The following is a 24,475-nucleotide window of genomic DNA, read 5'->3' as shown; positions in this document are numbered from 1 at the left end:
GGCACCTGCCTTGCTGGATTTTTTTGCACTATTTGATAGGAAAAAGTCGAACTTTCTTGCCACTTTTTTAGCTTCGATATTTTACTACAAGAACTTCATACTTTATTCAAACTCCCCTTTTATACTATGTACTAGGATGAGGTGACTTAGATGAAAACTATACATTTTGCGATTGCCAGCATTTTTTATCATAAAAAAGCCATGGTGCTTTATACGCTTGTATCCTTCTTTGCCGTGATTGGCTTGATCGTGACGTTTGCCTTGATCTATTCGATGGATCAAGTGATCGCTCAAACAAGAGATCTCTTGGCGACAGAAGATCTGCAAACGAAAGTAGCCGAAGAGATCCAACCAGTCACGACAATCTATCATCAACTGTTCTATTTGATTTTTAGTGCCTTTACACTGGTCTTTATTGGCTTTCAAGTTTACTATCAATTATATAAACGCTCGGAATACACAGCTTGGTTAGCAAGTGGCGCCACCACCAGACAATGGGTAGCGATGCAGATCATTGAAATGCTCTTGCCGCTCTTAGCAGCCGCTGTGATCGCCTTTGTCTTATTGCTACTCTTCCAGCCTTATTTCCAGCGGGAATTACTCAGTGGGCATATCATTGCCCTTGATCGAGAGCGTGCTTCTGATAACTTTTGGGAGGCTGTACAAAGTCTTCCTGGACAAGAATTCGCCATTACGATTCCGCAGAATAGTCAAATTCTGGTCCAAAATGTCGATTTGAACAGCACCACTTGGCTTGCTATTTTATTTGAAAGCACACGCCACACACTTGTCGTCTTACTTGCCGCTGTTACCAGTTTTACTGGTTTGATTGCCAGCGGACATAGTCTGTATTGGAGGAAAAAACAATGGAAAAACCAACTCAGCTAACGAAACCAATTGGTTTCTATTATGTTTCGAAAGACAATGAAACAAAAACTTCTGAATTAAGTTTGCTGCTTTCACAAAAAAAAGCCATCTTGATTCGTGCTCAATGGCCTTCCGTTCCCTTTTTATCCGTCATGGACAATGTATCTCTTGCAAATAAAAAAGGGGGCGATTTAGAGGGTGTTCTGCCTTATGTTCAGCTTCCCTTATCGGCTTTGAAAAAAGAGCGGACAGAATTAGGCCCCTTTGAGGAGATCAAAATTCAGCTGCTCTTAGCGTTACTTTCAGAAAGAGAAACCCTTTTAATCGAAAATGTCTTGAGCACGTTAACAACAGAAGAGGTCCAAATCCTGCTACCTTTGTGCCAAGAAATCGCCGAACAATTTGCTGTTGCCATCTATTTGATCCATGAAGACGAATGCTTTGCCCATACGCCCTATACCACTTATCTATAGTTTACATAGCCCTCATACAAAAAGGCTTGCTTGCAAAAGCAAGTCTTTTTGTTTGGGCTGCTGCCAATGAACCGCAAAAAAATCGACCGGCTAAGCGAATTGCTGCCGGTCGATTCCTTATTCTTCATTTAAGTCGATATCTGGAAAAGAGATTTTAAAGGTCGTGCCTTTGCCAAGTTCACTTTCTACACTGATCTTTCCTTTGTGCAGGCGTACGAGCTGTTCAACGATTGATAAGCCTAGACCTGATTCGCCAAATTGACGGTTTTTACGGGACGGATCGACTTTGTAGTAACGATCCCAAATATTTTTGACTTGTTCTTCAGACATACCGATCCCCGTATCACTGATTTCGATAATCGTTTCTAAATAGCCTTTTTCTATTCGGACCCGAATTTCTCCATCTTCCGTAAACTGGATCGCATTTTGTAAAATATTGACCATGATCTGGACGAAACGATCATAATCCGCGTAGACATCGATTGGCTCGGTTGTTTCTAAAATCAGCACATCTTTGGCAATTTCTGCCTTGCTCTCCAGTTGCGTCAACAGATTTTTGATGGTTTGCGTCGCATCAAATTTTTTGATGACCATCGAGATTTGATTGGTCCTGATTTTTTCGTAGTCAAGGTTTTCGTTGACTAATCGAATCAAGCGATTGGTTTCATTTTTCATCAAGCGGATCGCATTGTCTTTTTGATTCTCAGGAATTGCGTTGTACTCTAAGCCCTCCAATAAGCCATTGATGGTCGTCAACGGGGTACGCATCTCATGAGAAGCATCCGCCATAAATTGCCGACGACGTTCTTCTTGCCGTTCAATTTCTTCTTGGGATTCTTTTAAGGATTTCGTCATTAAATTAAAATCTTCGGCTAATTCATCAAATTCATCCCGATTATGCACCGGCAAGAAAATATCAAAATTGCCATTAGTAATTTCTTTGGTTGCTCGTTTCATTCGATTGATCCGTCTTACTTGGAACGTAGCGAAAAGGTAACTGATCAATAATGAGACAACGATCGAGATCAAACAAACTTTAAACAAGTTTTGATTAAAAGCACTGACAAGATTCAAAATACTGCTTGCCGATTGCGAAACCACCATTACACCGTAAAAATCCGTGCGATTGACAGAAAAAGGTATCAACACATAGGAAGTCAGTTCTTTTTCCCCGTATAAATTTGTGGCGGAAGTCAGTTGTAGACGCGCCCCATTTTCTAAGGATTGCCAGTCTTTTTCAGAGATCGGAAAATCAACAGCATGAGCGGTATCTAGTGGATAAATAATGTCATCAGGACTTTTAAAGAAAGCAAAGGAGATATCTTGGTTGCTCAAAATATTCTCAGCCAAACGCAAGGAATACTGTAGATAGCCATCCCGGGTCATATTTTGCTGTAAATATTCTGAATCACTGATTTGCGAAATCGTCGCGACCGACGAAGCATACCCCATTAACTGCTCATAATTCCGTTCTTGTAACGTTTGGCGTGTCATTTGAGTAAACGCAATACCAATCGTCATCAAGATCACGAAGATCACCACGAAAAATGCAATCAGCTGTTGATACAGGTAGCGCATTAAGCAGCACCCGCATCATCAAATTTGTACCCAACGCCCCAGACGGTTTGAATGATCTGTGGCCCCACTTTTTCAATTTTTTGTCTTAGTTTTTTGATGTGTGCATCAACGGTCCGTTCATCGCCAAAGTATTGGTAATCCCAAACCAGTTCTAACAGCTGTTCTCTCGAAAACACTTGTCGCGGTTTTTTCGCTAACGTATAAAGCAAATCAAATTCTTTCGGCGTCAACCCATCGATGGGTTTGCCATTTAAATAGGCTTCCCTTGTTTTTGTGTTCATTTTGAAATGATCGGTGACGATATCAAAGGTGGCATCGGAAGCTTCAGGTGTTGTTTTTTCAACCAATTCACTGCGGCGGTGTAATGCCTTGATCCGTGCAATCAAGGTCAATGGACTAAAGGGTTTCGTCACATAGTCGTCCGCCCCCATCTCTAACCCGATGACTTGGTCGCTTTCTGAATCACGGGCCGTCAACATAATAATAGGAACTGTACTAGAGATTTTACGAATTTCGCGCGCCACCATCATGCCGTCCATGGAAGGAAGATTCAAGTCAAGGGTGATCATATCCCACTTGTCTGGTTCAGCAGCAAAGGCCTCTAGTCCTTCTTTGCCATCGTATTTAAATACTGCTTCCCATCCTTCATTCAAGAAAAACATTTGCATCATTTCAGAAACAGATTCATTGTCTTCAATCATTAATATATTCATTTTCTTCACCTCTATGTTCTTTATCAAATCGTTGCAGATTTTCTTCGATCAGGCCAAAGATCGGCACGATGAACCAAGGGATCACGAGCATTTCAACTAGAAAAAAATTGGTCCATTCTTGCCATTTCAAGACAAACCCAATGAGCGCCATGATTCCGCCAAAAAGCAGAAAGAATCGGGCAGATAGTTTTTGGGCCTGTCGCCAATTGCGTTCATTTTGTTTTGCTAGATAGGAACGGTATCCATAAATAAGGTTCATTTTTTTTGATGGAAAAAGAAAAAAAGTGAGACCAATCAAGAAAAAAATGCTGCCAATTACTAAAAAAATCATCGTTTCACTCCATTCTTCCTATAGTATACTCGAATTTCTTTCTTCTACCAACAACTTCACCGATTATTCATAAAGGTTTGCCTTTTTTTCAATCTTTGATAAGATTGTGAGTGGACTATGACTATAAACCTTAGGAGTAAGATACATGACCTATAAAGCATTAACTTTTTTTGATCTTGACGGTACACTTTTAGATGAGCACTCGCAAATCACTTCGGAAATTGCTGAGGCGATGGCGAGGTTGCGAAAAAACCAAGTACTGCCGATCATTGCAACAGGCAGAACCGAACCTGAAGTTACCGCTATTCGTGAAGCAGCTGGTATTACCTCGAACATCGTCATGAACGGTGCTTTTATCCGCATTGATGGCAAAGAAGTTTTTTCCGATACCCTTAAGCCTGAGCTTTGCGCAAGGATGTACCAAGCCGTCAAAGACAATGGCGATGAGCTGTGTTATTACAATGAGAAAGGCTATTGGGCGACTGGTCACACCGAGGAAATGGTTGGTGCATATAACTACGTCCGTAGCCCTCTACCAGAAATCGATCCTCTGCATTATGAAACTGATCGGACCAATATGTTGTTGGTTTTAGGTGTCGGCAACGATGCTTATTATCATGAGCGTTTTCCCGAACTAACTTTTTATCGTAATACGCCCTTTTCAATCGATGTCGTAAAATCCGGGACTTCTAAAGGGACTGGCGTAAAAACCTTGGTAGAATTATTGGGTCTAGAAGATGTACCTACCTTTGGCTTTGGTGACGGCAGCAACGATTTCGCCCTTTTAGAAGCTTGTGACCACAAGATTGCAATGGGAAATGGGATTCAAGAGTTAAAAGAGCTGGCAGACTTCGTGACCTTGAAAAATACCGAAGGCGGGATCGTACACGCCCTGAAACATTTTGACTTAATCTGATTCTTTGCACACGCACGAAAATATGGTATACTAGTGAATGGTAGCGATACCCCTTTTATCAAGGGGATGTTACGGATTCGACAGGCATAGTTGAGCCTGAATTGCGCTTCGTAGGTTACGTCTACGTTAAAACGTTACAGTTAAATATAACTGCTAAAAACGAAAACTCTTACGCTTTAGCTGCCTAAAAACAGTTAGCGTAGATCCTCTCGGCATCGCCCATGTGCTCGAGTAAGGGTCCTATTCTAAGTGGGATACGTTTTATCTTTCCGTCTGTAAGATAAAAAAGAGATCATCAGACTAGCGATACAGACTGCCTGTCACTCGGCAAGCTGTAAAGCGAATCTACAAATGAGTTGACTATGAGCGTAGATTTTTAGGTAGCAATATGTTTGGACGCGGGTTCGACTCCCGCCATCTCCATAAGCTTAAATCAATTAGATTTTCGTAGTTTTTCCTAAGTGTTCAAAGCCTTGATTTAAAGAGGTTTTTAACACTTTTTTTGTATTTTCAGTTCCACAATGTTTTTCGTAGTTTTTCATGTTTGGTAGTCAAATGGTGGTTAATTATCAGCTTTAAACCGATGTGCTATTCCTCGCTTTTCTTAGATTGTATTTCTTATACCGATTGAACCTACATTAATTGTTCAAGTGAAGTCAGATGCTTTTTTTAAGCAATCAATGCTCTTCAATGGTGTACCTTCTCACCAAATTGTATACGAATCTCTTTTTTACGAGTTTTTCTTGGGCTGATTTTTTTACTCTATTTTTGATTTAAGGCTTTTTACTCCTTAGTATCTTTAGATACACTTTTTTCCACTCCTGTTTTGCGTTCTCAACGGCTTTCTTTGCTTCTACAATAGTTATTTTCCCTGCCTCATCGCATGAAATTTTTTGAAGATGTTTCTTTTCATCAAAGCTTGATGTAAGTTTCATAATCTGCTTGATCATCAGCAATCTATGATAGTTCGTTGCTGGCTTGATATGACTCTGCCTCAGTAAAAAAAGTGCTAATTAAATTGTTTTCGATTTCTCTACAATTTCCTTTACTCGTTCACAAAAACTATCTGGATTCATTCCAGGCTCCATTTTCTCAGCCTCATCAGGAAGTAAATCATTCAGATACAATGTAGCTTCCTTGTTTTCGGTATACATTTCCTCGTAGTGATCGACTAAATAATGTTCCAAATCTATGGAAAACATAAAAAAATTAATTTCTTCGGAAAGTCCTTTTTCAATAAAGTTGAAAAATTTATCCATTCATCACACCTCCTTGACTAAAGTTGATCAAAATATTACAAAGCGTTCTTTACCTTCTTCTTGAATCTTGTAAGGTCTTCGTAAAATTTAGCATGTTCCTTCTTCTCTTTATGATCCTCAGTATCAATTTTTCTTCCAATCAAACAATTAGTGATTTATGTTCCATTCCTCTGTCCACCATAATTTTATGTACAATAATAGTACTCAACCATTGATTTATGATTGAGTGCTAGTTATTTTCTATTAACTCGATTGATTTCAAATCTGATTCAGCATAGATTGCGGATCCAATTGATATTTCTTTTTCTCCAGAAACAGAGGTATACCCATCAGTTTTAACCGCTTATTTTCATTTGCATAGAATCTACCCGTCTGTTATGCCTCGCAGAAACGACACAACGCTTAGAATCGTACGTGATCAAATGATAATCGCCTTCCCTTCTTTCTTATCCTTTGATATGATGAAAGCATCAAACGAAGGACGTGATTAGATGAAACTAACCTTACTGGCTCCCTCTTTTTCTGTCATCCAAGTAAAGAGTATTGATCCTTCGATACTGAAGATTGTTCCTCTGTTTTTTGCCCATACGTCAGAAGAACTTTCTTTGGTGTTACCAACTGCAAACGTTCCAGCTGAAACGCTAAACAGAGAAGATGGATGGAAAGCGATGAAAATAATTGGTGTGCTGGATTTTAGCTTGATTGGCATTATTGCAAAAATCTCTTCCCTTCTAGCCGAGGAGTCAATCAGTATTTTTGCTGTTTCTACCTTCAATACTGATTATATTTTAATCAAGGAGCATCAGGTAGAACAAGCTCGTACTGTTTTAACCGCCAATGATTATTCTTTTGTCAATTGAGAAAAAACTTTTTCTTCCTTACTACAAGTTACTCTCGATCGCTTTATGAAATACAAAAGAACGACTGAACCAAAGAAGTTCAGTCGTTCTTTTGTATTTCACTTGTCGTTGAAGAAAGATAAGAGTACTAGGTATCCCAAATAAAAGACTTCCCCAAGCTTTCATCTGCCCCAGTACTCTTCATTGCTCGTTGTTAAGATAATCATAATACAAAAATGATTTTTATTCAATAAATATGTCTATAAATTACATTAAATACCTTTTTATGACAATTTATAAGGTTTTCAATTCATTTCTAATAACATCTCTCCAATTTCTATTTATATTCTGAAGAGGTCCTTTAGCTTCGCTCCTAAGTGAATGACCTCTTAAAAAGAGACATTCTTGTTTCCTAAGTATTGAATTTGAGCGATTTTTGTCTTGTCAATCTCGCGTTCCCATGCTAACATGATTATGCAAACGTTAACATTAAAATGCACACGTGAACATTAATTTGAGGAGGATTTTTAATGGCAAAAATTACAGATGTACAAACAGCGTATTATCGGATACCTCTTCCAGAAATCATGGAAGATGCGAAGCATGGCTTACACACCCACTTTGAAGTGCCTATCGTCAAGATCGTTACTGATGATGGACGTGAAGGGGTCGGCTATACGTATACTGGTGGCTTCGGTGGCGAATCGATCGCCAAACTGATCGATAAAGAACTAAAAGCGATCCTTTTAGGGAAAGATCCAGCATGTGTGGAAGCCTTGTGGGATCAGATGAACTGGGGAATCCACTATGTTGCCAGAGGCGGTTTAGCAAGTTTCGCCATTGCGGCTTGTGATATCGCCTTGTGGGACTTACGTGCGAAAAAAGCACAAGAACCCCTCTACAAACTTTTAGGCGGCGCAAGCAACAAAGTAAAATGCTATGGTGGTGCGATTGATCTAAACTTTCCTCTTGAAAAACTCTTAGCCAATAATCAAAAATATTTAGACATGGGATTAAAAGCGGTCAAAATCAAATTGGGACAAAAAACACTTGCCGAAGATATTGCTCGAATAAAAGCGGTCAGAGAATTGATTGGTCCCGATGTTGTCTTTATGGTGGATGCCAACATGAGCTGGTCTGTTGAAAAAGCGATCAAAGCCGCCAAACTGATGGCGCCTTATGACATTTTGTTCCTTGAAGAACCAACGATCCCCGAAGATTACGAAGGCTACGCTCGTATCGCTAAAGAAGGGCAAATTGCGGTGGCAGGCGGAGAAAACTTGCGCACCCCTATCGAATTTGCTCATATGATCAAATATGGCAATGTCGATTTTCCGCAACCCGACGCTTCCAATTGCGGTGGGATCACCGGCTGGTTGAAAATTGCTGCCTTAACACAAACAAGTAACTTAACTGTTTCTACACATGGCATGCAAGAATTGCACGTTAGTCTACTAGCAGCGATGCCTAATGCTGGGTATCTCGAAATGCACAGTTTCCCAATCGATCAATACACCACGAGACCGTTAGTGATCGATCCATCCGATGGCTGTGCGATTGCCCCAGAAGAACCAGGGATTGGCGTCACCTTTGACTGGGAGAAACTTGCTCCTCATAAACAACCCTTTTAACTGAAAACCCACGCTGATTTCCTTTAGGATGAGGAAATCAACGTGGGTTTTTATTACAGAATCAATGGTTTTTCTTCAAATGGAAGCCACCGTTCATCAATCAGAGAACGATACCAAGCGGCTGATTTTTTTAATGACCGAGTCCGTTCTTCATTTAGCTCGATTCGTACGAGACCATAGCGATTTTTGAACGCATTCATAGGTGAAACACAATCGGTAAATGCCCAAAGCATATAGCCTTCGCAGTTGGCGCCTTCCTCGACGGCTTTTAGCAGCCAGTAAAGATGTTCGGTAATAAACTGAATCCGATAATCATCTTGGACTTGACCTGTGGCATCCATATACTGTTCTTCATTTTCCCGCCCCATACCATTTTCAGTGATCAGCCATGGAATATTGCCATAATTTTCTTTAAGATAATTAGCCATATCGTACATGACCTTCGGATAGATTTCCCAGCCACGGGAGTTATTCATTTGTTTTCCTGGCAAATCAAATGTCTCATAAAACATTTCTGGATGAAATGGTGTATCCGAATGCCATTGATATCGTGGTGCCCGCACGCGTTTCGGGTAGTACTGATTGACACCTAAGAAATCCACCGTATGGGTGCGGATCGTTTCCAAATCTTCTTCTGTCGGATCAAAGTAGATGTCATAGGTTTGGCAAAGTGTGATAAGTTCCTCTGGATAATGACCTTTGACCATTGGATCAAAAAAGATCCGGTTGAAAAAGAGATCATACATTTTTTGCGCTTTTTGATCCTCCGGTGAGGAAGAGCGTGCGTAAACCATTTCTGGATTTAGCACACAACCGATGCGCCCCTCGTAGCCTTTTTCATGATAGGCAGCCACTGCTTGGGCGGATGCCAATACTTTGTGATAGTTCCAAAGCATCCATTTTTTCGTATTTTGTTCATGGGGCCAGCGAATCGCGTCAAGATAACAACGGGTTTGAATAACGATCGGCTCATTGAAGGTGAACCACTGTTTGACTCGATCACCGTAACGTTCGAAGGCAATCTCGGCATAACGGGTATATAGATCGACCACTTTACGCGAGCTCCAACCATCATAGGCATCCATCAAACTAGCTGGCAGTTCATAATGTTCCAAACAAAGCATCGGTTCGACACCAGCCGCAAGCAATTGGTCGATAAGCTGATCGATATGAGCAGCATAGTCTTCATCAACGATCAGCTGCTCATGATCGGTAAAGAAGCGCGCCCAGTTGATCGATGTTCGATAATGGGTCAAATGAACCTCCTGCATCAGTTGAACATCCTCTGAAAACTTTTCCATAAAATTCGTCGCAACAGCAGGCCCGTAGCCATTATGCCAGACAAAGCGTTCTTCTTTGTACCAGCGATCGAGATACGAATCTTGCCCTTCTTTCTTTCCCTGCCAGCCTTCTGTCTGCCAAGCAGACGAAGCAGCCCCTAAAATAAATGTTTCAGGTATTTTTACCATTTTTTCAAAACTCCTTTATGCAACTTCATTGGTCGTACGATTCATTACCAAAACAAAAGGTAGATAGATCAAAATCGCCACGACAATACAGATCACTTGCGTGATCACAGCCCCGATATCTCCGGCAGTAGCTAGATAAGCATTGACGATCGGTGGCATCGGCCATGGGACCATTACCACCGCTTTAGCGGCAAAGCCTAGACTTGTCGCCACGTATCCAATCGTTCCTGTTACTAACGGTGTGAGGATAAAAGGAATCGCCAAAATGGGATTCAGCATGATCGGCATTCCGAAGATCACCGGCTCATTGATATTGAAAATTCCAGGTGCTAATGACAATTTAGTGATTTGACGCATGTCCTCCCGTTTACCGACGATCAAAATCGCAATCAGCAAACCAATCGTCACGCCAGAGCCGCCCATACTCATATACATATCCCAAAACGGCATCGTAATGATATTGGGTACTTCTTTCCCAGCTTCAAAAGCTTCCGTGTTGACGGCGATCGCTGCCAGCAACAATGGTTCTCGAATGGGTTTGACCATCTGGTTCCCATGAATCCCGATGACCCAAAAGACTTGTGCGATAAACATCAACAACAAGATGCCTGGTAAGCCTTGGACGATTCCTTCCAGTGGTCGTTGGACGACATTGTAGATGATATCGTAGGCATACATCCCTGTGAGTGCTTTGATAGCAAAACCAGCGGTGGCGATGATGGTCACGGTGAAAATCGTTGGAAACAATGCCGAAAAACTTGCCGAAACATTCCCTGGAACACTATCAGGCATCGTGATCTGCAGCCGTTTTTGTCTTCCTAGCCACGCATAAAGCTCGATGGAAACGATTGCAACGAACATGCCTAAAAATAGACCTTTCGTGTCCGTGTATTGCTTAGCCAGCACGTTTTCGGCAACCACCGTCGCATCTTCGTGCAAAAATTCAAAGATCATTGGATTAACAGAAAGATAAGACATCACGGCGATGATTCCTGGAAAGACCCCAGAAATCTTATTTAGTTTTGCTAGCTCAATCCCAATCAGAAACACTGCATAGATCGTTAAGAAACTCAATGTCACATAACTGACCGCAGATGAGATTGGTTTTAAACTTTCTAAAAAGCGCAGTACCTCGATTTGTGCCAATCCATTTTCAGCATCAAAAACCATTGCTGAAAATAATGTACCAAATGCCCCTGTAATGATTACTGGAATCAAAGCAGCAAAGGCATTTTTAATGACCATGATGTAGCGTAAATTGTTGATCCTGTTGGCAAATTTTCCCAAAACGTCAGCGAGTCGATCCATAAATCCTTGCATAAAACTCCCTCCTATACCCTATTCTTCAATTGATAGAAAACGATTACATTACAAATGTAATTCATTTCTTGAAGAATGTAAACGCAGGAAAAGCCTTTAAAACAGGGTATGTAAAGCTCCACGTTTACATACTTCGTTTTATCACTTATTATTATTTTGAGGTGAAGCAAATGGCGAACTACCATGACATCGCTGCCGATTTACGGAGCAAAATCAATCACGGGTTTTACGAAGAAGAGAAAAAATTGCCGAAGCAATCCGAACTGGCTGCGGATTATCAAACGAGCCGCGTGACGATTCAAAAAGCATTGAATATTTTACAAATGGAAGGCATTATTTACGGTAAAAAAGGCACGGGTACGTTTATCAGCGATTCCTATTCAACCTTCGATTACAACGCCAAGATCAATCGCGGGCTGACCAAGCGCCTTGGAGAAACAGGAAAGATCACCAGCAAGATCATTTCTTTTGCCATTCTTTTTCCCGATGAGAAAGAACAAGAAAAACTAAACATTCGCAGTGACCAGCAAATTTATGATATCGTTCGTTTGCGTCTATTTGACGATATACCCGTTGTTTTAGAATATACCATCATGCCGCTTCATGTCATTCCTGGCATTACCGAAGAAGTCTTAACCTCTTCCGTCTATAGCTACATCACGAACCAACTCCACTCCTCGATTGGAACATCTGTCCGTCGTATCAAAGCGGATCGTGCAGACACCTACGACCAGCAATACTTAGCTTGTGCTGCCACCGATCCCATTTTAGAAGTGGAACAAACGGTTTACCTCGGCGATGGGACGCCTTTTGAATTTTCCCAATCACGGCACCGCTATGATATGGGGGATTTTATTGTTGTAAATAATTAATACGCTGCGTATCGATCCTCACTCAGAGGCACTCGATACGCAGCGTATTTTACTTAAAATACTGCTGATAGACTGTTTGACCAATTTCTCTTAGCCAACTGATCCCTCGGCCACTACCGGCTTTATCATAGGAAAATGCCGCAATGATGATCGTCGTTTCATTGGCTTGCAAATATGCTACATCGTGTTCGATGCGGTCAAGACGACCTGTCTTATTAAAAATGCGGCAAGAAGGCTGCGCAGTTTCAGCAAAATTCCCCGCTAATCCATCTTGAAATTGCTGCTGATTTAAAGGTGAAAATCCTAGTGCAGCTTCTTCTCGTTCCACACACCTTAGTAGCAGTTTGGCAGCCGCCGAGGGTGTCAAGCGGTTCTCTTTGTCTTTGATCGGTCGCATCATATACCGTTCAAATTGGATCTCCGGCTCCTGAATCCATGCCTGAAGCGTGGGCAACCCTACTAAGTCCAATAGTACATTGGTCGCAGTATTATCAGATACGGCGATCATTGCCGTGAGAAGTTCACTGATGGTCCAACCTTTCTTCTGAGGAAAAAGACGGATCACCCCAGCACCCCCTGTCAGATCAACAAGGCTCACACAAATTACCTGTTGGGGATCGATCTTTTTTTCGATGATTTGTTCAAGGTAATAGGCATACAATACAAGCTTACTGATACTTGCTGCTGGAAATGACTTATGACTCTGATAGTCACCAAGACATTCCGTTGGCGTACCGATCCATAACCCCATTTCCAACGTTGCCTGGTAGTTTTTTAGAATAGGATCAATTGCTACACGCAAGTCATCTTTTCCCATCAAATGCCCCTTTCCTTATGATCATGAAAAAAATGTTCATGAGCATTCCTGTGATTCATTCGGTTGGTTTTGCCAATAACGCGCCACAACTGCGAGCTCTGGTTCATAATTAGAGCCAGTGATTTTGGTTTTCATGACCCGCGATCCGGGTGTTCTTGAATGAATCATTTCGTCATCCCCCAAATATAGACCGACATGATGGACTTCGCCTTTTCCTTCTTCATAAGCAAACAGCAGCAGATCCCCCGGTTGTGCCTGACTGTAAGGCACAGTCTTTGCTTGTTGTGCTTGCTCGATCGTATCTCGGGGGATCAAAATACCATGAAGTCGATGCAGCGAATACATGAATCCAGAACAATCAAAGCCACTGCCGCTAATGCCTGCCCAGACATAGGGCTGATTCACAAATTGTTCTGCTAGTGTAATCATTTTCTCGGGCAGATTTGTCCATGTATCCACAATGACTTGAGCAAAAGCTTTAGCGATCGTTGCTGGTCCATTAGGCGTAGCCACTTGATAGGAATCTGCGGTTTCCCCAACAAGTGGTAAAACTGTTCCAAAAGAAACAAGTCGTGTGGTCGAGTCAAAAACAAGCACGGCTTCTTTTACAATCACACCAATCCTTCTTTTAGCTGTTGCATAGTCTGGTGACAATGGCTTCAATACCTCGTTCGGCAGATAACCAGGATACCCGAGTGGGTGTTTATTGCTTATTTGATCCAAGACGATCACATGGGACCAACCATCCATTTGGGCGATGACTTCTACAATCGTTCCATATAATACTTCGGAGTCCACTAAGCTTTCCTGATAAAGCCGCATCGTATCTTCATCAGTCAAAAAAGTGTGCAGTGCTTCTAAAGGAAATGCTTTGATTTTTGCTAGTACTTTGTTTTCTTTGGGTTCCTTCCATAAGAAGGAAGAGCCAGCCTGAACAATTTGTTTCATCTTTGCTCCTCTCATAACTGTTTATTCGTTGATTCCTAGTCCGATGCGTTCGGTGACGCTCAAGCTTCCTGGACGCTGAAGAATCCCTTGCATTTCAGGGGAAGTCGTTTGGGTCTCCCACATAAAAGGAACATCCAGATCATAAAATTGGACATCCGCCATCCCCAAGGCAAAATGGGCGGCTGCCGCCATTCCCCCATACCCTTCAATCATCGAACCGACCATCACCGGCATTTGATGCTCTTTTGCCAATTGATAAATTTTTTGTCCCTCTTTGATCCCGCCGCTTTTCATCAATTTAATGTTCATATAATCGCAGCAGTTTTCAGCAATCAAACGTTTGGCATCCTCATAGGAAAAAAGACTTTCGTCTGCCATGATCGGAATCGTCGTCCGAGCAGTCACATAGCTGAGTCCAGCAAAATCATGGGCTTTTACTGGCTGTTCAACAAACTCGATCGGAATGTCTTGCCATTGGTCTAAAATCTGCACCGCTTCTTCTTTGGTCCAGCCTTGATTGGCATCGATTCGAAAGGGGATCTTTCCTGCCAAGCGTTCATTGATGCGGCGAATTTTCGCAACTTCCTCTTCGATCGCGCCTACCCCTAGTTTGATTTTCAAGGAGCGAAATCCCGCCTGGACTTTCGCTTGCGCATCCTGCAGCATCTGCTCCTGTGAACCAACACTGATCGTATAGTCGGTTGTCAGTGTATTGGCAGAACCACCTAAATAGCGGTAAAGCGGTAAGTTAGCTACTTTAGCCAGTGCATCATGCAACGCGATATCAATCGCCGCTTTAGGGCTCGTATGATGCTGGATTAACGCATGAAGCTCATCCATTACCAGCAATTGGGCATCTACCTTTCTGCCTAACAGGAACGGGGCAAAGACAGTTTCGATATCTGTTAAAATACTTTCTTTTGTATCACCGGTGATCACTTCGGTAGGTGCTGCTTCTCCGATGCCAACGATCCCATTGTCAAAAGAAAGCAGCACTCGAATCACTTCGACGGCGTGCACTTCTCTGAGCGCCGTTTTAAACGGTGCATTCAGCTGGATCGGAATTCGTTTGGTTTCAACTGCTGTGATTATCATTCATGTTCCCCCTAAAAAGAAAAGCCGTTCTTATCTAGCTGGAATGAATGATTCCTCTTCACTGCTAGATAAAGAACGGCTTTATTCCTTGTTCTCAAGTTGCTGAACGCTCGAATCGCGTTCTTCTTTTCTGCAGTACTGTTTGACTACGTCAGTCGGTAGATGTATGAAAGAATTGTTTTTTTTTACTTATTCTTCGACAAACACATTTTTATAATCATAGGCAGCACCGACACTATGAACGATGAGGCCTTTGATCTTAGGCGACCGCAGATGTGCTTCTGCACTTTGGAAAAGCGGTATAACGCCCAAATCTTCATTTAAGATTTTTTCTGCTTCCACCATATTTTCCCAACGGGCTTCTGGGTCGTTGGCATTTTCATTGGAGGCTTGTTCGATCAATTGGTCGTAGTCATCATTTAGCCATTTCCCACGATTGTAGGAACTGTCTTTTTTGAACAATTCCAAAAAGTTGATTGGATCTGCATAGTCCCCGATCCAATTGTTCATGACCATCTCAAAATCGCCGCTATTGGAACGATCCAAACGAACAGAAAAAGGAACGTTTGTGACTTCGACAGTCAATCCATCCAGTGTTTGCTGCAAGGTTCCTTGAATGTATTCCGCCATTTTTTTCGATTGGTCGGTATCTGAGGTCAGCAGTTCAAAAGACAATGTATCGATACCCAGTTCTGCCTTGGCCTTTTCCCAATACTCTTGGGCTTTTTCTTCGTCAAAGGCTAACGTGGTTGCCGCATCCTCAACAAAGTCAGCTTTTGTCTCTGGATTGAAAGCTAGGTCAGAAGGAACAAAACCGACAGCCGGTAATGAGCCGTTGCCTAAAATATTCTCAACGATTTGTTGCCGATTCATGCTATAAGAAATGGCTTGCCGCAAATTTGCATTTCGAAAAGGCGAATCTTCTGGTGCTTGATTCATTTCTAAATACTGAGTGGTTGCACTAGGCTGAACAATGTAATCAGGATGATTCACATTCTGCATCGCCAATTCACCGCTTAGAATAATGTCATCGGCTTGTCCGCTTTCGTACAAGTTATAAGCAGTCGATGAGTCTTTCACGACATCGAAATTAACTGTTTCAAGTTTGACTGAATCGGCATCCCAATAATCCGGATTTTTTTCCAATGACCACTGGATATCGGTGCCTGGGCCAGCATAATTGGTCAATAGGAATGGTCCATTGTACGCCGCGTTTTCACTTGTTAAGGCGTATTGATCACCAAATTCCTCCACGACACGTTCGTTTTGTGGGAAGAAGGTTGGAAAAGCCAGTAAAGATAAAAAGTAAGGTGTTGGTTTTTCTAACGTGATTTTCAACTCATGATCATTGACTGCTTCGATCCCTAACTCGCTTTTATCTAGCGTCCCATCTGAAATAGCGGCAGCGTTTTTAACGGGTGCCAGCATATAGGCATAATTGGAAGCAGTGGCTGGATCAACTGTTCGCTGCCAACTAAAAACATAATCAGCCGCAGTAACTGAATCGCCATTGGACCATTTTGCCTCTTCCCGCAGTGAAATGGTGTAGGTCAGCCCATCTTCACTGACTTCAGCTTCTTCACTTGCCCCGGCAATCACTGGAACATTGTTCTCATCCAAGCGATAAAGGCCTTCATAAGCATTGTTCAGAGTAATAAAGCTATAAGAGTCGGTTGCTAAAGAAATATCGGCACTGCCCATCTCCGCCGAAAATTGCACATTGATCACTTGCTCTGCGGAAGAAGCTGCTGATGAATCCGTCTCGTTTTCTTGATTGCCATTTTGACAAGCTGCTAAAAAAAAGCTGCTTAGTAACACAAGCGATACTGCATATTTGCTGCGTTTCCCCATTTCTACTCATCCCCTTCTAACATTCAGATAATTCAAAAAATTCTGTTTGTTGTACCGAGTTTACCGCATGTTTATGCAGCCTGTCAATTTAACACGACCAAAAAATGTAAGAGGTTACATAGTTGTGTCAGAAGTTCTCTTCTGAATGTTAAAATTAGAAAAGAGCGACTTTATGCTAAATATCGTTGAAAGGAGTAGTTCCAAGAAACCACACAAAAAAGTTCTGATCTCCTAGCGATCAGAACTTTGGCTACTCTCTTATACATCATTTCGAAGAAAAATGGATAAAAAAAACTTCCACTATTTTCCTAATATTTCTTTCCTAACATTTCAAAAAAAAGACGCAAATTTCGTCTTCATAGCGCTTTCTCAGAACCTTCCCACTTTTTTGCCTTTCAACTCAAGGAATAAAAGAAATCTCCTCAGAAAGCAAAAAAAACGTATCTATTTTAAAATGGGAGTGGTACACTAAACAAACGAAGAGTACTGCACGTGAGAAAAGAAAGACTTCCCCAAGTATCCATTTTCTCCAATACTCTTCGGACTCTTCAGTACGTATATTAATTATACGTACTTTTTTCATTTGTTCAAGGCTTTTGAGGGATTTAATCAAAAAATGACTATCGATAAAAAGATTACAAGATTTCATAGCTAATTGACAATCATTCTCAATTAGCGCTATACTAAATGAAATCACTCACAGTTAAAGGAGGAATTTCATGTATATCCGTACCGTTGCGTTTGAAGTCATTCCAGAAGGCAAAGATATCTTTCTTGCTAAAATGAAAAAAGATACCGCCTCAATGAAAACATTTGCTGGCTGTCACTCTGCTGAAGCATGGTTTTCAGAATCAAAAGACAGCCTCGTTTTCCAGTTGGTGTCAAAATGGACTGAGAAAAAAGCCTTTCAAGCTTGGTTAAAACGTCCCGAACATTTGCAAAAGCACCGAGAGGCGTATCGAGCAGAAAAAGAAGGAACTGCAAAACCGAACCTTGTTTTGTCCAAGACCGGTCAAGAATTTGTCTTGATCAATGAAGAGGCTACTCCTAGTTAAACTATAAGAGCGATCCACCAAAGCAGATTGATTTAGCTATGGTGGATCGCTTTCTTGTTCAGTGCCTCTCTTTTCTACTCCACCGTTCGCTCGTTCAAGGTTCTTCCTTGCTGATCTTTTAATTGTAGCCAACCATTGGTGCCCCCATAGTAAAGAAACATTCCTACCTCGTTGACACTTTTTAATACAACGTCTTCAATCGTGTGTCCCTCTTTGATCGCCGCTTGGTTTTCTTGCCGAATTTTTTCCGCTAAACGAGCAGAAAAACCAACCGATCCGTCTTTATTCAAGGGAATCTCTTGACTCAAAATTGCGCCTTTTTCAATTCGAACCTCGTTGCGTTTTTGCCAATAGACCCTTGCTTTACTTCCTTGATAGTCAACCATGAAGGGTTCATCTTGTAATTCTTTTGACCATTTGTGTCTTGGTTTGCCCCCTTTTTTTGCCTCTTTTGTCGTCTTTTTGCTCGTAGATCCATAGCCAAGAAAATCGATAAATCGATCAAATGGTTTTGCGCTAGCAGCAATGGTTTGCTGCAACTCTTGTGGGATGCCGATGGATGCTTTGGACCCATTGGTTAACTGATATTGTTCTTGATAATAGGCTACTAAGTAAGGAGCCATGATCTCCCAAGGTGGTGTGAGGATCATCAAGCGGTCGTATTCTAACTGGTCGTCAAAGGTTTTATCGTCTGCTACTGAGAAAATTTGGCCGTCTTTGATAAAAAATAGCACAGTATTTTCTTTGACTTGCGCTAAACTTCCCTTAACAATTTGCAGTTGGCCTGCTTCATTCGGCCATTCAAAAAGCAACTGCTGTTCCTCAACCATCGTCTTTTTTAGTTCCATCCTATTCCCTGCTTTCTGTTGTTTTCTCGCCTATTATAGCACTTCTTTTGCTAGGTACCTGAGTCTAAGAATCAAAAAAGAGACTGCTTCTGAGAAACAGTCTTTTTTTAAGGGAATTGGTTTACATGCATGGTTTCATTTTATTTTGATTGGGTGATTACCAATGGATCAGCTAAAAAAGCATTCAACTAGCGCTGGTTGATAGATCTCATTGTATTTTGCAACTACTCGTCCGCAACGTTCTTCGATATCTTCATGATCGATCCCATCGTAGCGGATCACATTTAATACGACACACCGTTCCATTTTTCTGACCACTTCACCGATCACGCGGCTTTGTAAGCCGACTGGTTTACATTCATATGCTTTACCTAATACAATAGTTTCTGCTTCCATAATTCTCTCCTTAAAAACTCATTTTTCTAATTGTATTATCATTTTATCATCTAATTTTAATTAAATAAAGTAATATGCCCGACATTTTTAAATAATAACTAAAAAAAGCGTTCATTATTCAATGAACGCCCCACTTAAAAACATTATGTTGTTTTATAGTTAAAATTAAAAAACAAGTACTTTATTGACGGCTTGCTACCAATAAAGCAGCAAATTCTTCCAGATATTTCTGATCGATCGCATCATAGCTGTTCGTTTTTCCACTATCGATATCCAGCACTCCAAGCAACTGATCATCAACCACCATGGGAACTACGATTTCAGACATCGCTGCTGAGTCACAAGAAATATAATTTTCATGTTCTTTGACATTGGGTACGATCAATGTGGTTTTTTTCTCTGCTGATTCCCCACAAACCCCTTTGCCTAATGTGATTCTGGTGCAAGAGACTCTTCCTTGGAATGGACCTAAAATCAGTTCGCCTTCTTCAAACAAATAATAGCCGGCAAACACTGTATCTTCCAATGTTTCATTCAGTAAAGCAGAAGAGTTGGCTAGGTTGGCGATCCAATTACTCTCCGCTTCTAGCAACCCTTTTAATTGCAGAAGCATCAATTCATACGCTTCGATTTTTTTATTCATTTTATCACCTCTGTCCTTGATTATAAGCAAAGACAGAGGATTTGTCTTGTCTAAATTATTGGGTATTGGAAACAAAAATTGTGAAAAAAGAAGTTGCCTGAAACAGTCTACTTGCCAACCTATGCAGCTATCGATTCTGATCGATTGGGTCAATCATTTGTTGAACCTACTCTGCATCAATCACAGTAAAACGAGTATTTTCATGTTGCACTGTTTCAATTTCATCAAGAATTGCTTTGGCTAACGTACCGCTGGAAGTTACTGATTTCTTTTGGTCGTTGAAAAGCAAGTGATCTTTGCCTAAAATCGCTGGTTTAGCTGGTCCCTCTTGAAATAGATTCCCTGGAGAAATCCCGACCCAATGAACATTTTTGACGGTTTCTAAAAAGAGATATTCATCTAACTGATTTTCTGGGATCGCGATCCAGCTTTCACTTCCTGGGGCTTTTTTCAATTCGGTAAGATTGCGTTCACCCGCTTCGTTGAACAGGCTGCCAGCTCCTAAAATGAAGAACAAGCGTGTGTTCTTTTCTCGAAACAGGTGCACTAATTTTGCTGCCAAATCCACATGCAAGTACGCTTGGTCAGGACTTGTCGCAAACGCATCGACCAATACGTCAAACCCGTCGAGGTCTCCTTCTGTTAACGAAAAAGCATCTTTTGTAAGTGTTTTGACTGTATCACCAAATTGTTCTTTGGCTTTAGCTTCATTTCTAACGATAGCAGTCACCTCATGTCCTCGCTGTACTGCTTCTTGATAAATAGCTGAACCTGCATTTCCTGTTGCGCCAATAACACCGATTTTCATGATAATCATCCTTCCTCATCTTTTGTTTGACTAAAACAGTTGTTACTAATCAAGTTACAACTAGAGTATAAAAGAAACTTTCTTTCCTGTCAAGAAATTGCTTAGCAGGTGAAAGTTCTTTTTACTGTGTTGTGTCCGTTCAATCTACTGTTTGGCTTCTCCTCGAATGCCTTCAATGATTGATTGCAACGAGATGGCACTCATCTCCTGCTCGATTTTCTTTTGCAGCACATCATAGGTTTCTTCTAATACCCCTTGAATATTCCCCCCAATTAAGCAGTTGGGGTTGGTTTTTTTGTCTGCATGTAAAAGATGGTGATCTTTTTCAACACTCGCATAAATGTCTAACAAAGAAATCTCATTTGGTTCCTTCGTTAGTTTAGGGTTTGGTTTTCCTCTTTGGCTTTCGATCAATCCAGCAACCCGTAAATCACTCATAATCCGGCGAACATAAGCAGGATTCGTTTCAACGCTCTGGGCGATCCGATCACTTGATAAATCAGTTCCTTTAAAGAGGTGGATGTAAGCGAGGATGTGAATGGCGTCGCTGTATTTGGTTGAATATTTCACTTCGTCTCCACTCCTTTTTCTTGTATCATACCTCTTTTTTAGCATTTAGACAAAGGGGACTGATCAATCTTACAAAACTCAAGAATCCCGTCAAAAAAAACAGCCCTCAAAAAGTTAGCACAAAAGCCTAACTTCTTGAAGGAACTGCATCCTGAACCACTTTTTTACTTTTTATTTAAACGATCACTTTGCTAATAGCCATTCATCCATGCTGATTCAAGCTGATTGCCGTCGGGATCAACGATTTCATAGCCGACCATCATATCCTCTGGAATCCCCATATCAACTTGGAACGATTGGCCACCATTTGCTTCTGCAATCTTTGCAAAATTCTTCGCTTCTTCTGGCGTATCAAAGCTAAACGCGATCAATGCACTACTCGTGTTCTTCGTATCCCCAATACGTCTGCCATTCAGAAACTGTTGATAAAACTCATGTTCTAACAACATTATCCAAATCGATTCACTCCAAACCATTCCGCTGCTAGTCTCGTTTGAGAACTCTTCATTTTTGACAAATCCCAACGCTTCATAAAAGGAGGTTGCACGTTTGATATCAGTGACAGGCAAATTTATAAACACCATTTTATTCGCCATTTTCTTGCCTCTTTTCTTTGATAAGTTGTATTGATGAATCCGCTCTCATTATAGCATCTATCGTTGGATTCACAAAAACATCAGACCTTATCCTACGCCGTTGGTTTCTATCAGCTCATTCAAAACTCGTTTTTCCAAGCAAAAAAACCTTTGCATGAAAGGCCTTTTGCTTTTATCACCTATGGAAAAGTAACCAGATACGCATCGCATAGAAGCCATTTTTTCGCTAATCAATTCAACTGCAAGCTGATCTGTTTTTTTCAATACTTAAAGCTCAAGTCTTGAATCGATCACGGTAGCTTTCCCACGATAAATTTTTCGATACTCTTTTGGCGTATAAGTAGTTGCTTTTTTAAATTTCTTACTAAAATAATTTGGATCATTGAATCCTGCTCTGACAGAGATTTCACTGATTGATCGATCACTTGTTGATAGTTCTTTTTTGGCAACTTCAATACGATAAATCATCAAGTACAATGAAAAGGTCATTCCTAATGTATTCTTGATCAAACGACTGGTGTGATACCGGCTTAAATGCAGGTGATCTGCTAAAGTATCTAACGTAATATGTTCTCTATAATTTTCATGAATATAGCGCAATATCTTATGTCTTAAAGAAAGCGAAGGAGAAGCCTCATTATTTTTCTCGATGTGTAGCAAGGAAATCTGATTGATGGATTGAATTCCCCGATCCAATGCATAAACAAAATCATTTGTGATCGGTTCGACCAAGTAATCAATCAAGCCGTAACGCAACGCTTTTTGAGCGGTAGCAAAACTTTCTACAGCAGAATACAAAATTGCTTTTGCATTAGGGCAAAATGAAAGCAATACTTTATATAATTCAAAAGAGTCCTCTTCGCCATCCGCATTAATCACTGCAATTTCAACCGGCTGCTCAAGACAGGTACGCTGAAGCGCTTTTTTTGAACAAACCGTCGGAAGCAAGATGACATTTGGAAAATGACGATCGATCAAACGAATCATATCGTTAACTGCTCCATGCTCTTTGCTATCAATGATCAATAAGTTACACACGAAATCTTCTCCTTCGTTTAATATTCACCCGTTGGTTTTTCTATTTCTATTTATTTCTCTTGAAAATCAATGACCATTCGCCCTTTGATTTTTCCTGAAAGCATTTCATCAAAAATATCATTGATCTCTTCTAACTGACGCATGACAACTTTTGGAACGACTTTTCCTTCGGCTGCGAATTGGAAAGCTTCTGCTAAATCAGTCCGTGTTCCAACAAGGGAACCGACGATTTTAATACCGTCCAATACAAGTCGAGGAATGTTCAAGTCCATGCTTTCTGGTGGAAGACCAACCGCTACAATCGTACCACCCGCACGAACGGCATCGACAGCAGAATTGAAGGCTGCTTTTGAAACAGCTGTTACTACAGCTGCATGTGCGCCGCCGGTTGCTTCTTGAATAATTTTTGCCGCATCTTCTTTCGCAGGATTGATCACAAGGTCAGCGCCATGATCTCTTGCAAAGTCCAATTGTTTCTCGTTGATATCAATCCCAATCACTTTTGCATTAAAGACATTTTTTGCATATTGCAAGGCTAGGTTTCCTAATCCTCCTAAACCATAAATCGCGATCCATTGACCTGGTTTAATGTCAGAAACTTTTACCGCTTTATATGTGGTTACACCTGCACAAGTAATGCTGCTGGCTTCAGCAGAACCTAAGCCCTCTGGTACCTTCACTGCATAGTCAGCTACAACGATACACTCTTCAGCCATACCGCCATCTACAGAATATCCGGCGTTTCTAACGGAACGGCATAATGATTCATTCCCGTTCACACAGTATTCGCATGATCCACAGCTTTCATATAACCAAGCGACACTTGCACGGTCACCGATTGCTAGAGAAGTAACATCATCACCGATCGCGACCACTCTACCGATTCCCTCGTGTCCAAGTACGATTCCAGATGCATCTCCGAAGTCACCATCTTTTACATGCAAGTCCGTATGGCAGACACCACAACACTCCATTTTCAATAATGCTTCATTCGGACGAAGCGCTCTCAATTCTTTTTCCTCAATTTTTACAACCTTATCGTTTGATACTACAGCTGCTTTCATAAAGACACCTCTTTCAGTTCATTTAAATAAAGAACTTTCTTTTATTTGTGAAGTAATTAACTAACACGAAGAGGTCAGTAATAGCTAGATAAAAGAAAGTTCCCTATCGAGAAGGTTACCATAGAAACCATCAAAAAAAGGGGAATATATTGCTTTTTTTCTGTAATCATTTATGAGAAAAAAATAATGAAATAATTCAAGTTTTTTTCTTAGATTTCAAATTCCATAAACTACAAGGACTAAAAAAACGAAAAAAATCATCAGATAAATAACAAAAGTTTTAATAAAACCTATCAAGAGGAAATTACATAAACATGTAATCTTGGTCTTCCCCATTATTCTCTAATCCTTTTTTTATCAATTCGGTGATTTACGATTTATTTTCTTTCAGGCACTGAATGTCATATTGGTATTTAACGTGATGTCCCTCATCAGTGTTTTTCTAACAATTTTCACTCCCTTTTTCTCCTTCTCTGCA

25 protein-coding genes and 1 other RNA gene are annotated in these 24,475 nt (G+C 40.9%); 8 read left to right on the top strand and 18 right to left on the bottom strand.

The window, feature by feature from the left end; genetic code table 11:
* Nucleotides 1-150: 150 nt before the first annotated feature.
* Both IGI92_RS04925 and IGI92_RS04920 read left to right on the top strand, forming a co-directional pair.
* The gene (locus IGI92_RS04925) at nt 151-888 is read left to right on the top strand and encodes a hypothetical protein (protein ID WP_005237197.1); all 738 of its coding nucleotides are present in this window, start codon (nt 151-153) and stop codon (nt 886-888) included.
* Nucleotides 867-1,340, top strand: a complete 474-nt coding sequence (locus tag IGI92_RS04920) for a hypothetical protein (protein WP_005237198.1) — start codon at nt 867-869, stop codon at nt 1,338-1,340. Before IGI92_RS04925 ends, IGI92_RS04920 begins: the two co-directional genes overlap by 22 nt.
* 117 nt (nt 1,341-1,457) lie before the next feature.
* Here the strand turns inward: IGI92_RS04920 and IGI92_RS04915 are convergent, their stop codons facing one another.
* From IGI92_RS04915 to IGI92_RS04905, 3 genes are read right to left on the bottom strand one after another with little or no spacing between them, the layout of a single operon-like run.
* Nucleotides 1,458-2,918 carry a sensor histidine kinase gene (locus tag IGI92_RS04915; protein WP_005237199.1) on the bottom strand — a complete coding sequence of 487 codons (1,461 nt, stop codon included), beginning with the start codon at nt 2,916-2,918 and terminating at the stop codon, nt 1,458-1,460.
* Complete coding sequence (locus IGI92_RS04910) at nt 2,918-3,631, bottom strand: response regulator transcription factor (protein WP_005237200.1); 714 nt, start codon at nt 3,629-3,631, stop codon at nt 2,918-2,920. The genes IGI92_RS04915 and IGI92_RS04910 overlap by 1 nt, the downstream gene beginning before the upstream one ends.
* Entirely contained in the window at nt 3,612-3,962 is a 351-nt protein-coding gene (locus tag IGI92_RS04905; RefSeq protein WP_430608212.1) for an SdpI family protein, read from the bottom strand. Before IGI92_RS04905 ends, IGI92_RS04910 begins: the two co-directional genes overlap by 20 nt.
* A 145-nt stretch (nt 3,963-4,107) precedes the next feature.
* Between IGI92_RS04905 and IGI92_RS04900 the strand changes: the two genes are divergently transcribed.
* Both IGI92_RS04900 and ssrA read left to right on the top strand, forming a co-directional pair.
* Nucleotides 4,108-4,878 (top strand): Cof-type HAD-IIB family hydrolase, encoded by a 771-nt coding sequence (locus tag IGI92_RS04900; protein WP_008377647.1) that lies wholly within the window; start codon nt 4,108-4,110, stop codon nt 4,876-4,878.
* 62 nt (nt 4,879-4,940) lie between these two features.
* Nucleotides 4,941-5,304, top strand: a transfer-messenger RNA (tmRNA) gene (ssrA, locus tag IGI92_RS04895).
* A gap of 587 nt (nt 5,305-5,891) precedes the next feature.
* Here the strand turns inward: ssrA and IGI92_RS04890 are convergent.
* Complete coding sequence (locus IGI92_RS04890) at nt 5,892-6,137, bottom strand: nitrogenase subunit molybdenum-iron protein alpha (protein ID WP_301389341.1); 246 nt, start codon at nt 6,135-6,137, stop codon at nt 5,892-5,894.
* A 491-nt stretch (nt 6,138-6,628) separates the two neighbouring features.
* Here IGI92_RS04890 and IGI92_RS04885 point away from each other — a divergent pair, with 491 nt between their 5' ends.
* Both IGI92_RS04885 and IGI92_RS04880 read left to right on the top strand, forming a co-directional pair.
* Entirely contained in the window at nt 6,629-6,997 is a 369-nt protein-coding gene (locus IGI92_RS04885; RefSeq protein ID WP_005237205.1) for an ACT domain-containing protein, read from the top strand.
* Between the two features lie 509 nt (nt 6,998-7,506).
* Entirely contained in the window at nt 7,507-8,607 is a 1,101-nt protein-coding gene (locus IGI92_RS04880) for a mandelate racemase/muconate lactonizing enzyme family protein (RefSeq protein WP_430608210.1), read from the top strand.
* Between the two features lie 53 nt (nt 8,608-8,660).
* Here IGI92_RS04880 and IGI92_RS04875 read toward each other — a convergent pair whose 3' ends face one another.
* A complete protein-coding gene (locus tag IGI92_RS04875) occupies nt 8,661-10,076 on the bottom strand; it encodes a glycoside hydrolase family 1 protein (RefSeq protein ID WP_430608209.1) in 1,416 nt (471 codons plus the stop codon).
* Nucleotides 10,077-10,091: 15 nt separating this feature from the next.
* Complete coding sequence (locus IGI92_RS04870; RefSeq protein ID WP_061053887.1) at nt 10,092-11,396, bottom strand: PTS sugar transporter subunit IIC; 1,305 nt, start codon at nt 11,394-11,396, stop codon at nt 10,092-10,094.
* A gap of 170 nt (nt 11,397-11,566) precedes the next feature.
* On the opposite strand from IGI92_RS04870, the gene IGI92_RS04865 reads away from it, so the two are divergent.
* Nucleotides 11,567-12,268: a GntR family transcriptional regulator gene (locus IGI92_RS04865; RefSeq protein ID WP_034872495.1), complete on the top strand. Its 702-nt coding sequence runs from the start codon at nt 11,567-11,569 to the stop codon at nt 12,266-12,268.
* A 49-nt stretch (nt 12,269-12,317) separates the two neighbouring features.
* Here the strand turns inward: IGI92_RS04865 and IGI92_RS04860 are convergent, their stop codons facing one another.
* From IGI92_RS04860 to IGI92_RS04845, 4 genes are all read right to left on the bottom strand, one after another.
* A complete protein-coding gene (locus IGI92_RS04860) occupies nt 12,318-13,085 on the bottom strand; it encodes a serine hydrolase (RefSeq protein ID WP_430608208.1) in 768 nt (255 codons plus the stop codon).
* A gap of 36 nt (nt 13,086-13,121) precedes the next feature.
* A complete protein-coding gene (locus IGI92_RS04855; protein WP_430608207.1) occupies nt 13,122-14,033 on the bottom strand; it encodes an NlpC/P60 family protein in 912 nt (303 codons plus the stop codon).
* Between the two features lie 21 nt (nt 14,034-14,054).
* Complete coding sequence (locus IGI92_RS04850; RefSeq protein WP_275626275.1) at nt 14,055-15,128, bottom strand: dipeptide epimerase; 1,074 nt, start codon at nt 15,126-15,128, stop codon at nt 14,055-14,057.
* 189 nt (nt 15,129-15,317) lie between these two features.
* Nucleotides 15,318-16,979, bottom strand: coding sequence for a peptide ABC transporter substrate-binding protein (locus IGI92_RS04845; protein WP_244733304.1), 1,662 nt, complete (start codon nt 16,977-16,979; stop codon nt 15,318-15,320).
* Between the two features lie 719 nt (nt 16,980-17,698).
* Here IGI92_RS04845 and IGI92_RS04840 point away from each other — a divergent pair.
* A complete protein-coding gene (locus tag IGI92_RS04840) occupies nt 17,699-18,034 on the top strand; it encodes an antibiotic biosynthesis monooxygenase family protein (protein ID WP_420657485.1) in 336 nt (111 codons plus the stop codon).
* A gap of 74 nt (nt 18,035-18,108) precedes the next feature.
* On the opposite strand, the gene IGI92_RS04835 is transcribed toward IGI92_RS04840, so the two are convergent.
* From IGI92_RS04835 to adhP, 8 genes are all read right to left on the bottom strand, one after another.
* Nucleotides 18,109-18,882: a hypothetical protein gene (locus tag IGI92_RS04835; protein ID WP_218193508.1), complete on the bottom strand. Its 774-nt coding sequence runs from the start codon at nt 18,880-18,882 to the stop codon at nt 18,109-18,111.
* Between the two features lie 168 nt (nt 18,883-19,050).
* On the bottom strand, nt 19,051-19,278 hold the full coding sequence (locus IGI92_RS04830; RefSeq protein ID WP_005237217.1) for a hypothetical protein: 228 nt from the start codon (nt 19,276-19,278) through the stop codon (nt 19,051-19,053).
* 181 nt (nt 19,279-19,459) lie between these two features.
* The gene (locus IGI92_RS04825) at nt 19,460-19,921 is read right to left on the bottom strand and encodes a GAF domain-containing protein (RefSeq protein ID WP_008377623.1); all 462 of its coding nucleotides are present in this window, start codon (nt 19,919-19,921) and stop codon (nt 19,460-19,462) included.
* A gap of 166 nt (nt 19,922-20,087) precedes the next feature.
* Nucleotides 20,088-20,738: an NAD(P)H-binding protein gene (locus IGI92_RS04820; protein WP_082741566.1), complete on the bottom strand. Its 651-nt coding sequence runs from the start codon at nt 20,736-20,738 to the stop codon at nt 20,088-20,090.
* Between the two features lie 135 nt (nt 20,739-20,873).
* Nucleotides 20,874-21,299: an Rrf2 family transcriptional regulator gene (locus IGI92_RS04815; RefSeq protein ID WP_034878711.1), complete on the bottom strand. Its 426-nt coding sequence runs from the start codon at nt 21,297-21,299 to the stop codon at nt 20,874-20,876.
* Between the two features lie 191 nt (nt 21,300-21,490).
* The gene (locus IGI92_RS04810; RefSeq protein ID WP_005237221.1) at nt 21,491-21,895 is read right to left on the bottom strand and encodes a VOC family protein; all 405 of its coding nucleotides are present in this window, start codon (nt 21,893-21,895) and stop codon (nt 21,491-21,493) included.
* A gap of 267 nt (nt 21,896-22,162) precedes the next feature.
* Nucleotides 22,163-22,882 carry an AraC family transcriptional regulator gene (locus tag IGI92_RS04805; RefSeq protein WP_176285408.1) on the bottom strand — a complete coding sequence of 240 codons (720 nt, stop codon included), beginning with the start codon at nt 22,880-22,882 and terminating at the stop codon, nt 22,163-22,165.
* Between the two features lie 101 nt (nt 22,883-22,983).
* Nucleotides 22,984-23,997, bottom strand: a complete 1,014-nt coding sequence (gene adhP / locus IGI92_RS04800; protein ID WP_008377614.1) for an alcohol dehydrogenase AdhP — start codon at nt 23,995-23,997, stop codon at nt 22,984-22,986.
* Nucleotides 23,998-24,475 lie beyond the last annotated feature (478 nt).

The organism is Enterococcus sp. DIV2379 (genome assembly GCF_050542965.1).
GTDB classification, from domain to species: Bacteria; Bacillota; Bacilli; order Lactobacillales; family Enterococcaceae; genus Enterococcus_D; species Enterococcus_D entomosocium.
This window is presented reverse-complemented; position numbering and strand designations above follow the sequence as displayed.

Excerpts from the sequence above, each read along its gene's own strand:
- IGI92_RS04925 (WP_005237197.1), top strand. The coding sequence starts at position 151 with ATGAAAACTATACATTTTGCGATTGCCAGCATTTTTTATCATAAAAAA.
- IGI92_RS04920 (WP_005237198.1), top strand. The coding sequence starts at position 867 with ATGGAAAAACCAACTCAGCTAACGAAACCAATTGGTTTCTATTATGTT.
- IGI92_RS04915 (WP_005237199.1), bottom strand. The coding sequence starts at position 2,918 with ATGCGCTACCTGTATCAACAGCTGATTGCATTTTTCGTGGTGATCTTC.
- IGI92_RS04910 (WP_005237200.1), bottom strand. The coding sequence starts at position 3,631 with ATGAATATATTAATGATTGAAGACAATGAATCTGTTTCTGAAATGATG.
- IGI92_RS04905 (WP_430608212.1), bottom strand. The coding sequence starts at position 3,962 with ATGATTTTTTTAGTAATTGGCAGCATTTTTTTCTTGATTGGTCTCACT.
- IGI92_RS04900 (WP_008377647.1), top strand. The coding sequence starts at position 4,108 with ATGACCTATAAAGCATTAACTTTTTTTGATCTTGACGGTACACTTTTA.
- IGI92_RS04890 (WP_301389341.1), bottom strand. The coding sequence starts at position 6,137 with ATGGATAAATTTTTCAACTTTATTGAAAAAGGACTTTCCGAAGAAATT.
- IGI92_RS04885 (WP_005237205.1), top strand. The coding sequence starts at position 6,629 with ATGAAACTAACCTTACTGGCTCCCTCTTTTTCTGTCATCCAAGTAAAG.
- IGI92_RS04880 (WP_430608210.1), top strand. The coding sequence starts at position 7,507 with ATGGCAAAAATTACAGATGTACAAACAGCGTATTATCGGATACCTCTT.
- IGI92_RS04875 (WP_430608209.1), bottom strand. The coding sequence starts at position 10,076 with ATGGTAAAAATACCTGAAACATTTATTTTAGGGGCTGCTTCGTCTGCT.
- IGI92_RS04870 (WP_061053887.1), bottom strand. The coding sequence starts at position 11,396 with ATGCAAGGATTTATGGATCGACTCGCTGACGTTTTGGGAAAATTTGCC.
- IGI92_RS04865 (WP_034872495.1), top strand. The coding sequence starts at position 11,567 with ATGGCGAACTACCATGACATCGCTGCCGATTTACGGAGCAAAATCAAT.
- IGI92_RS04860 (WP_430608208.1), bottom strand. The coding sequence starts at position 13,085 with ATGGGAAAAGATGACTTGCGTGTAGCAATTGATCCTATTCTAAAAAAC.
- IGI92_RS04855 (WP_430608207.1), bottom strand. The coding sequence starts at position 14,033 with ATGAAACAAATTGTTCAGGCTGGCTCTTCCTTCTTATGGAAGGAACCC.
- IGI92_RS04850 (WP_275626275.1), bottom strand. The coding sequence starts at position 15,128 with ATGATAATCACAGCAGTTGAAACCAAACGAATTCCGATCCAGCTGAAT.
- IGI92_RS04845 (WP_244733304.1), bottom strand. The coding sequence starts at position 16,979 with ATGGGGAAACGCAGCAAATATGCAGTATCGCTTGTGTTACTAAGCAGC.
- IGI92_RS04840 (WP_420657485.1), top strand. The coding sequence starts at position 17,699 with ATGTATATCCGTACCGTTGCGTTTGAAGTCATTCCAGAAGGCAAAGAT.
- IGI92_RS04835 (WP_218193508.1), bottom strand. The coding sequence starts at position 18,882 with ATGGAACTAAAAAAGACGATGGTTGAGGAACAGCAGTTGCTTTTTGAA.
- IGI92_RS04830 (WP_005237217.1), bottom strand. The coding sequence starts at position 19,278 with ATGGAAGCAGAAACTATTGTATTAGGTAAAGCATATGAATGTAAACCA.
- IGI92_RS04825 (WP_008377623.1), bottom strand. The coding sequence starts at position 19,921 with ATGAATAAAAAAATCGAAGCGTATGAATTGATGCTTCTGCAATTAAAA.
- IGI92_RS04820 (WP_082741566.1), bottom strand. The coding sequence starts at position 20,738 with ATGATTATCATGAAAATCGGTGTTATTGGCGCAACAGGAAATGCAGGT.
- IGI92_RS04810 (WP_005237221.1), bottom strand. The coding sequence starts at position 21,895 with ATGGCGAATAAAATGGTGTTTATAAATTTGCCTGTCACTGATATCAAA.
- IGI92_RS04805 (WP_176285408.1), bottom strand. The coding sequence starts at position 22,882 with ATGATTCGTTTGATCGATCGTCATTTTCCAAATGTCATCTTGCTTCCG.
- adhP (WP_008377614.1), bottom strand. The coding sequence starts at position 23,997 with ATGAAAGCAGCTGTAGTATCAAACGATAAGGTTGTAAAAATTGAGGAA.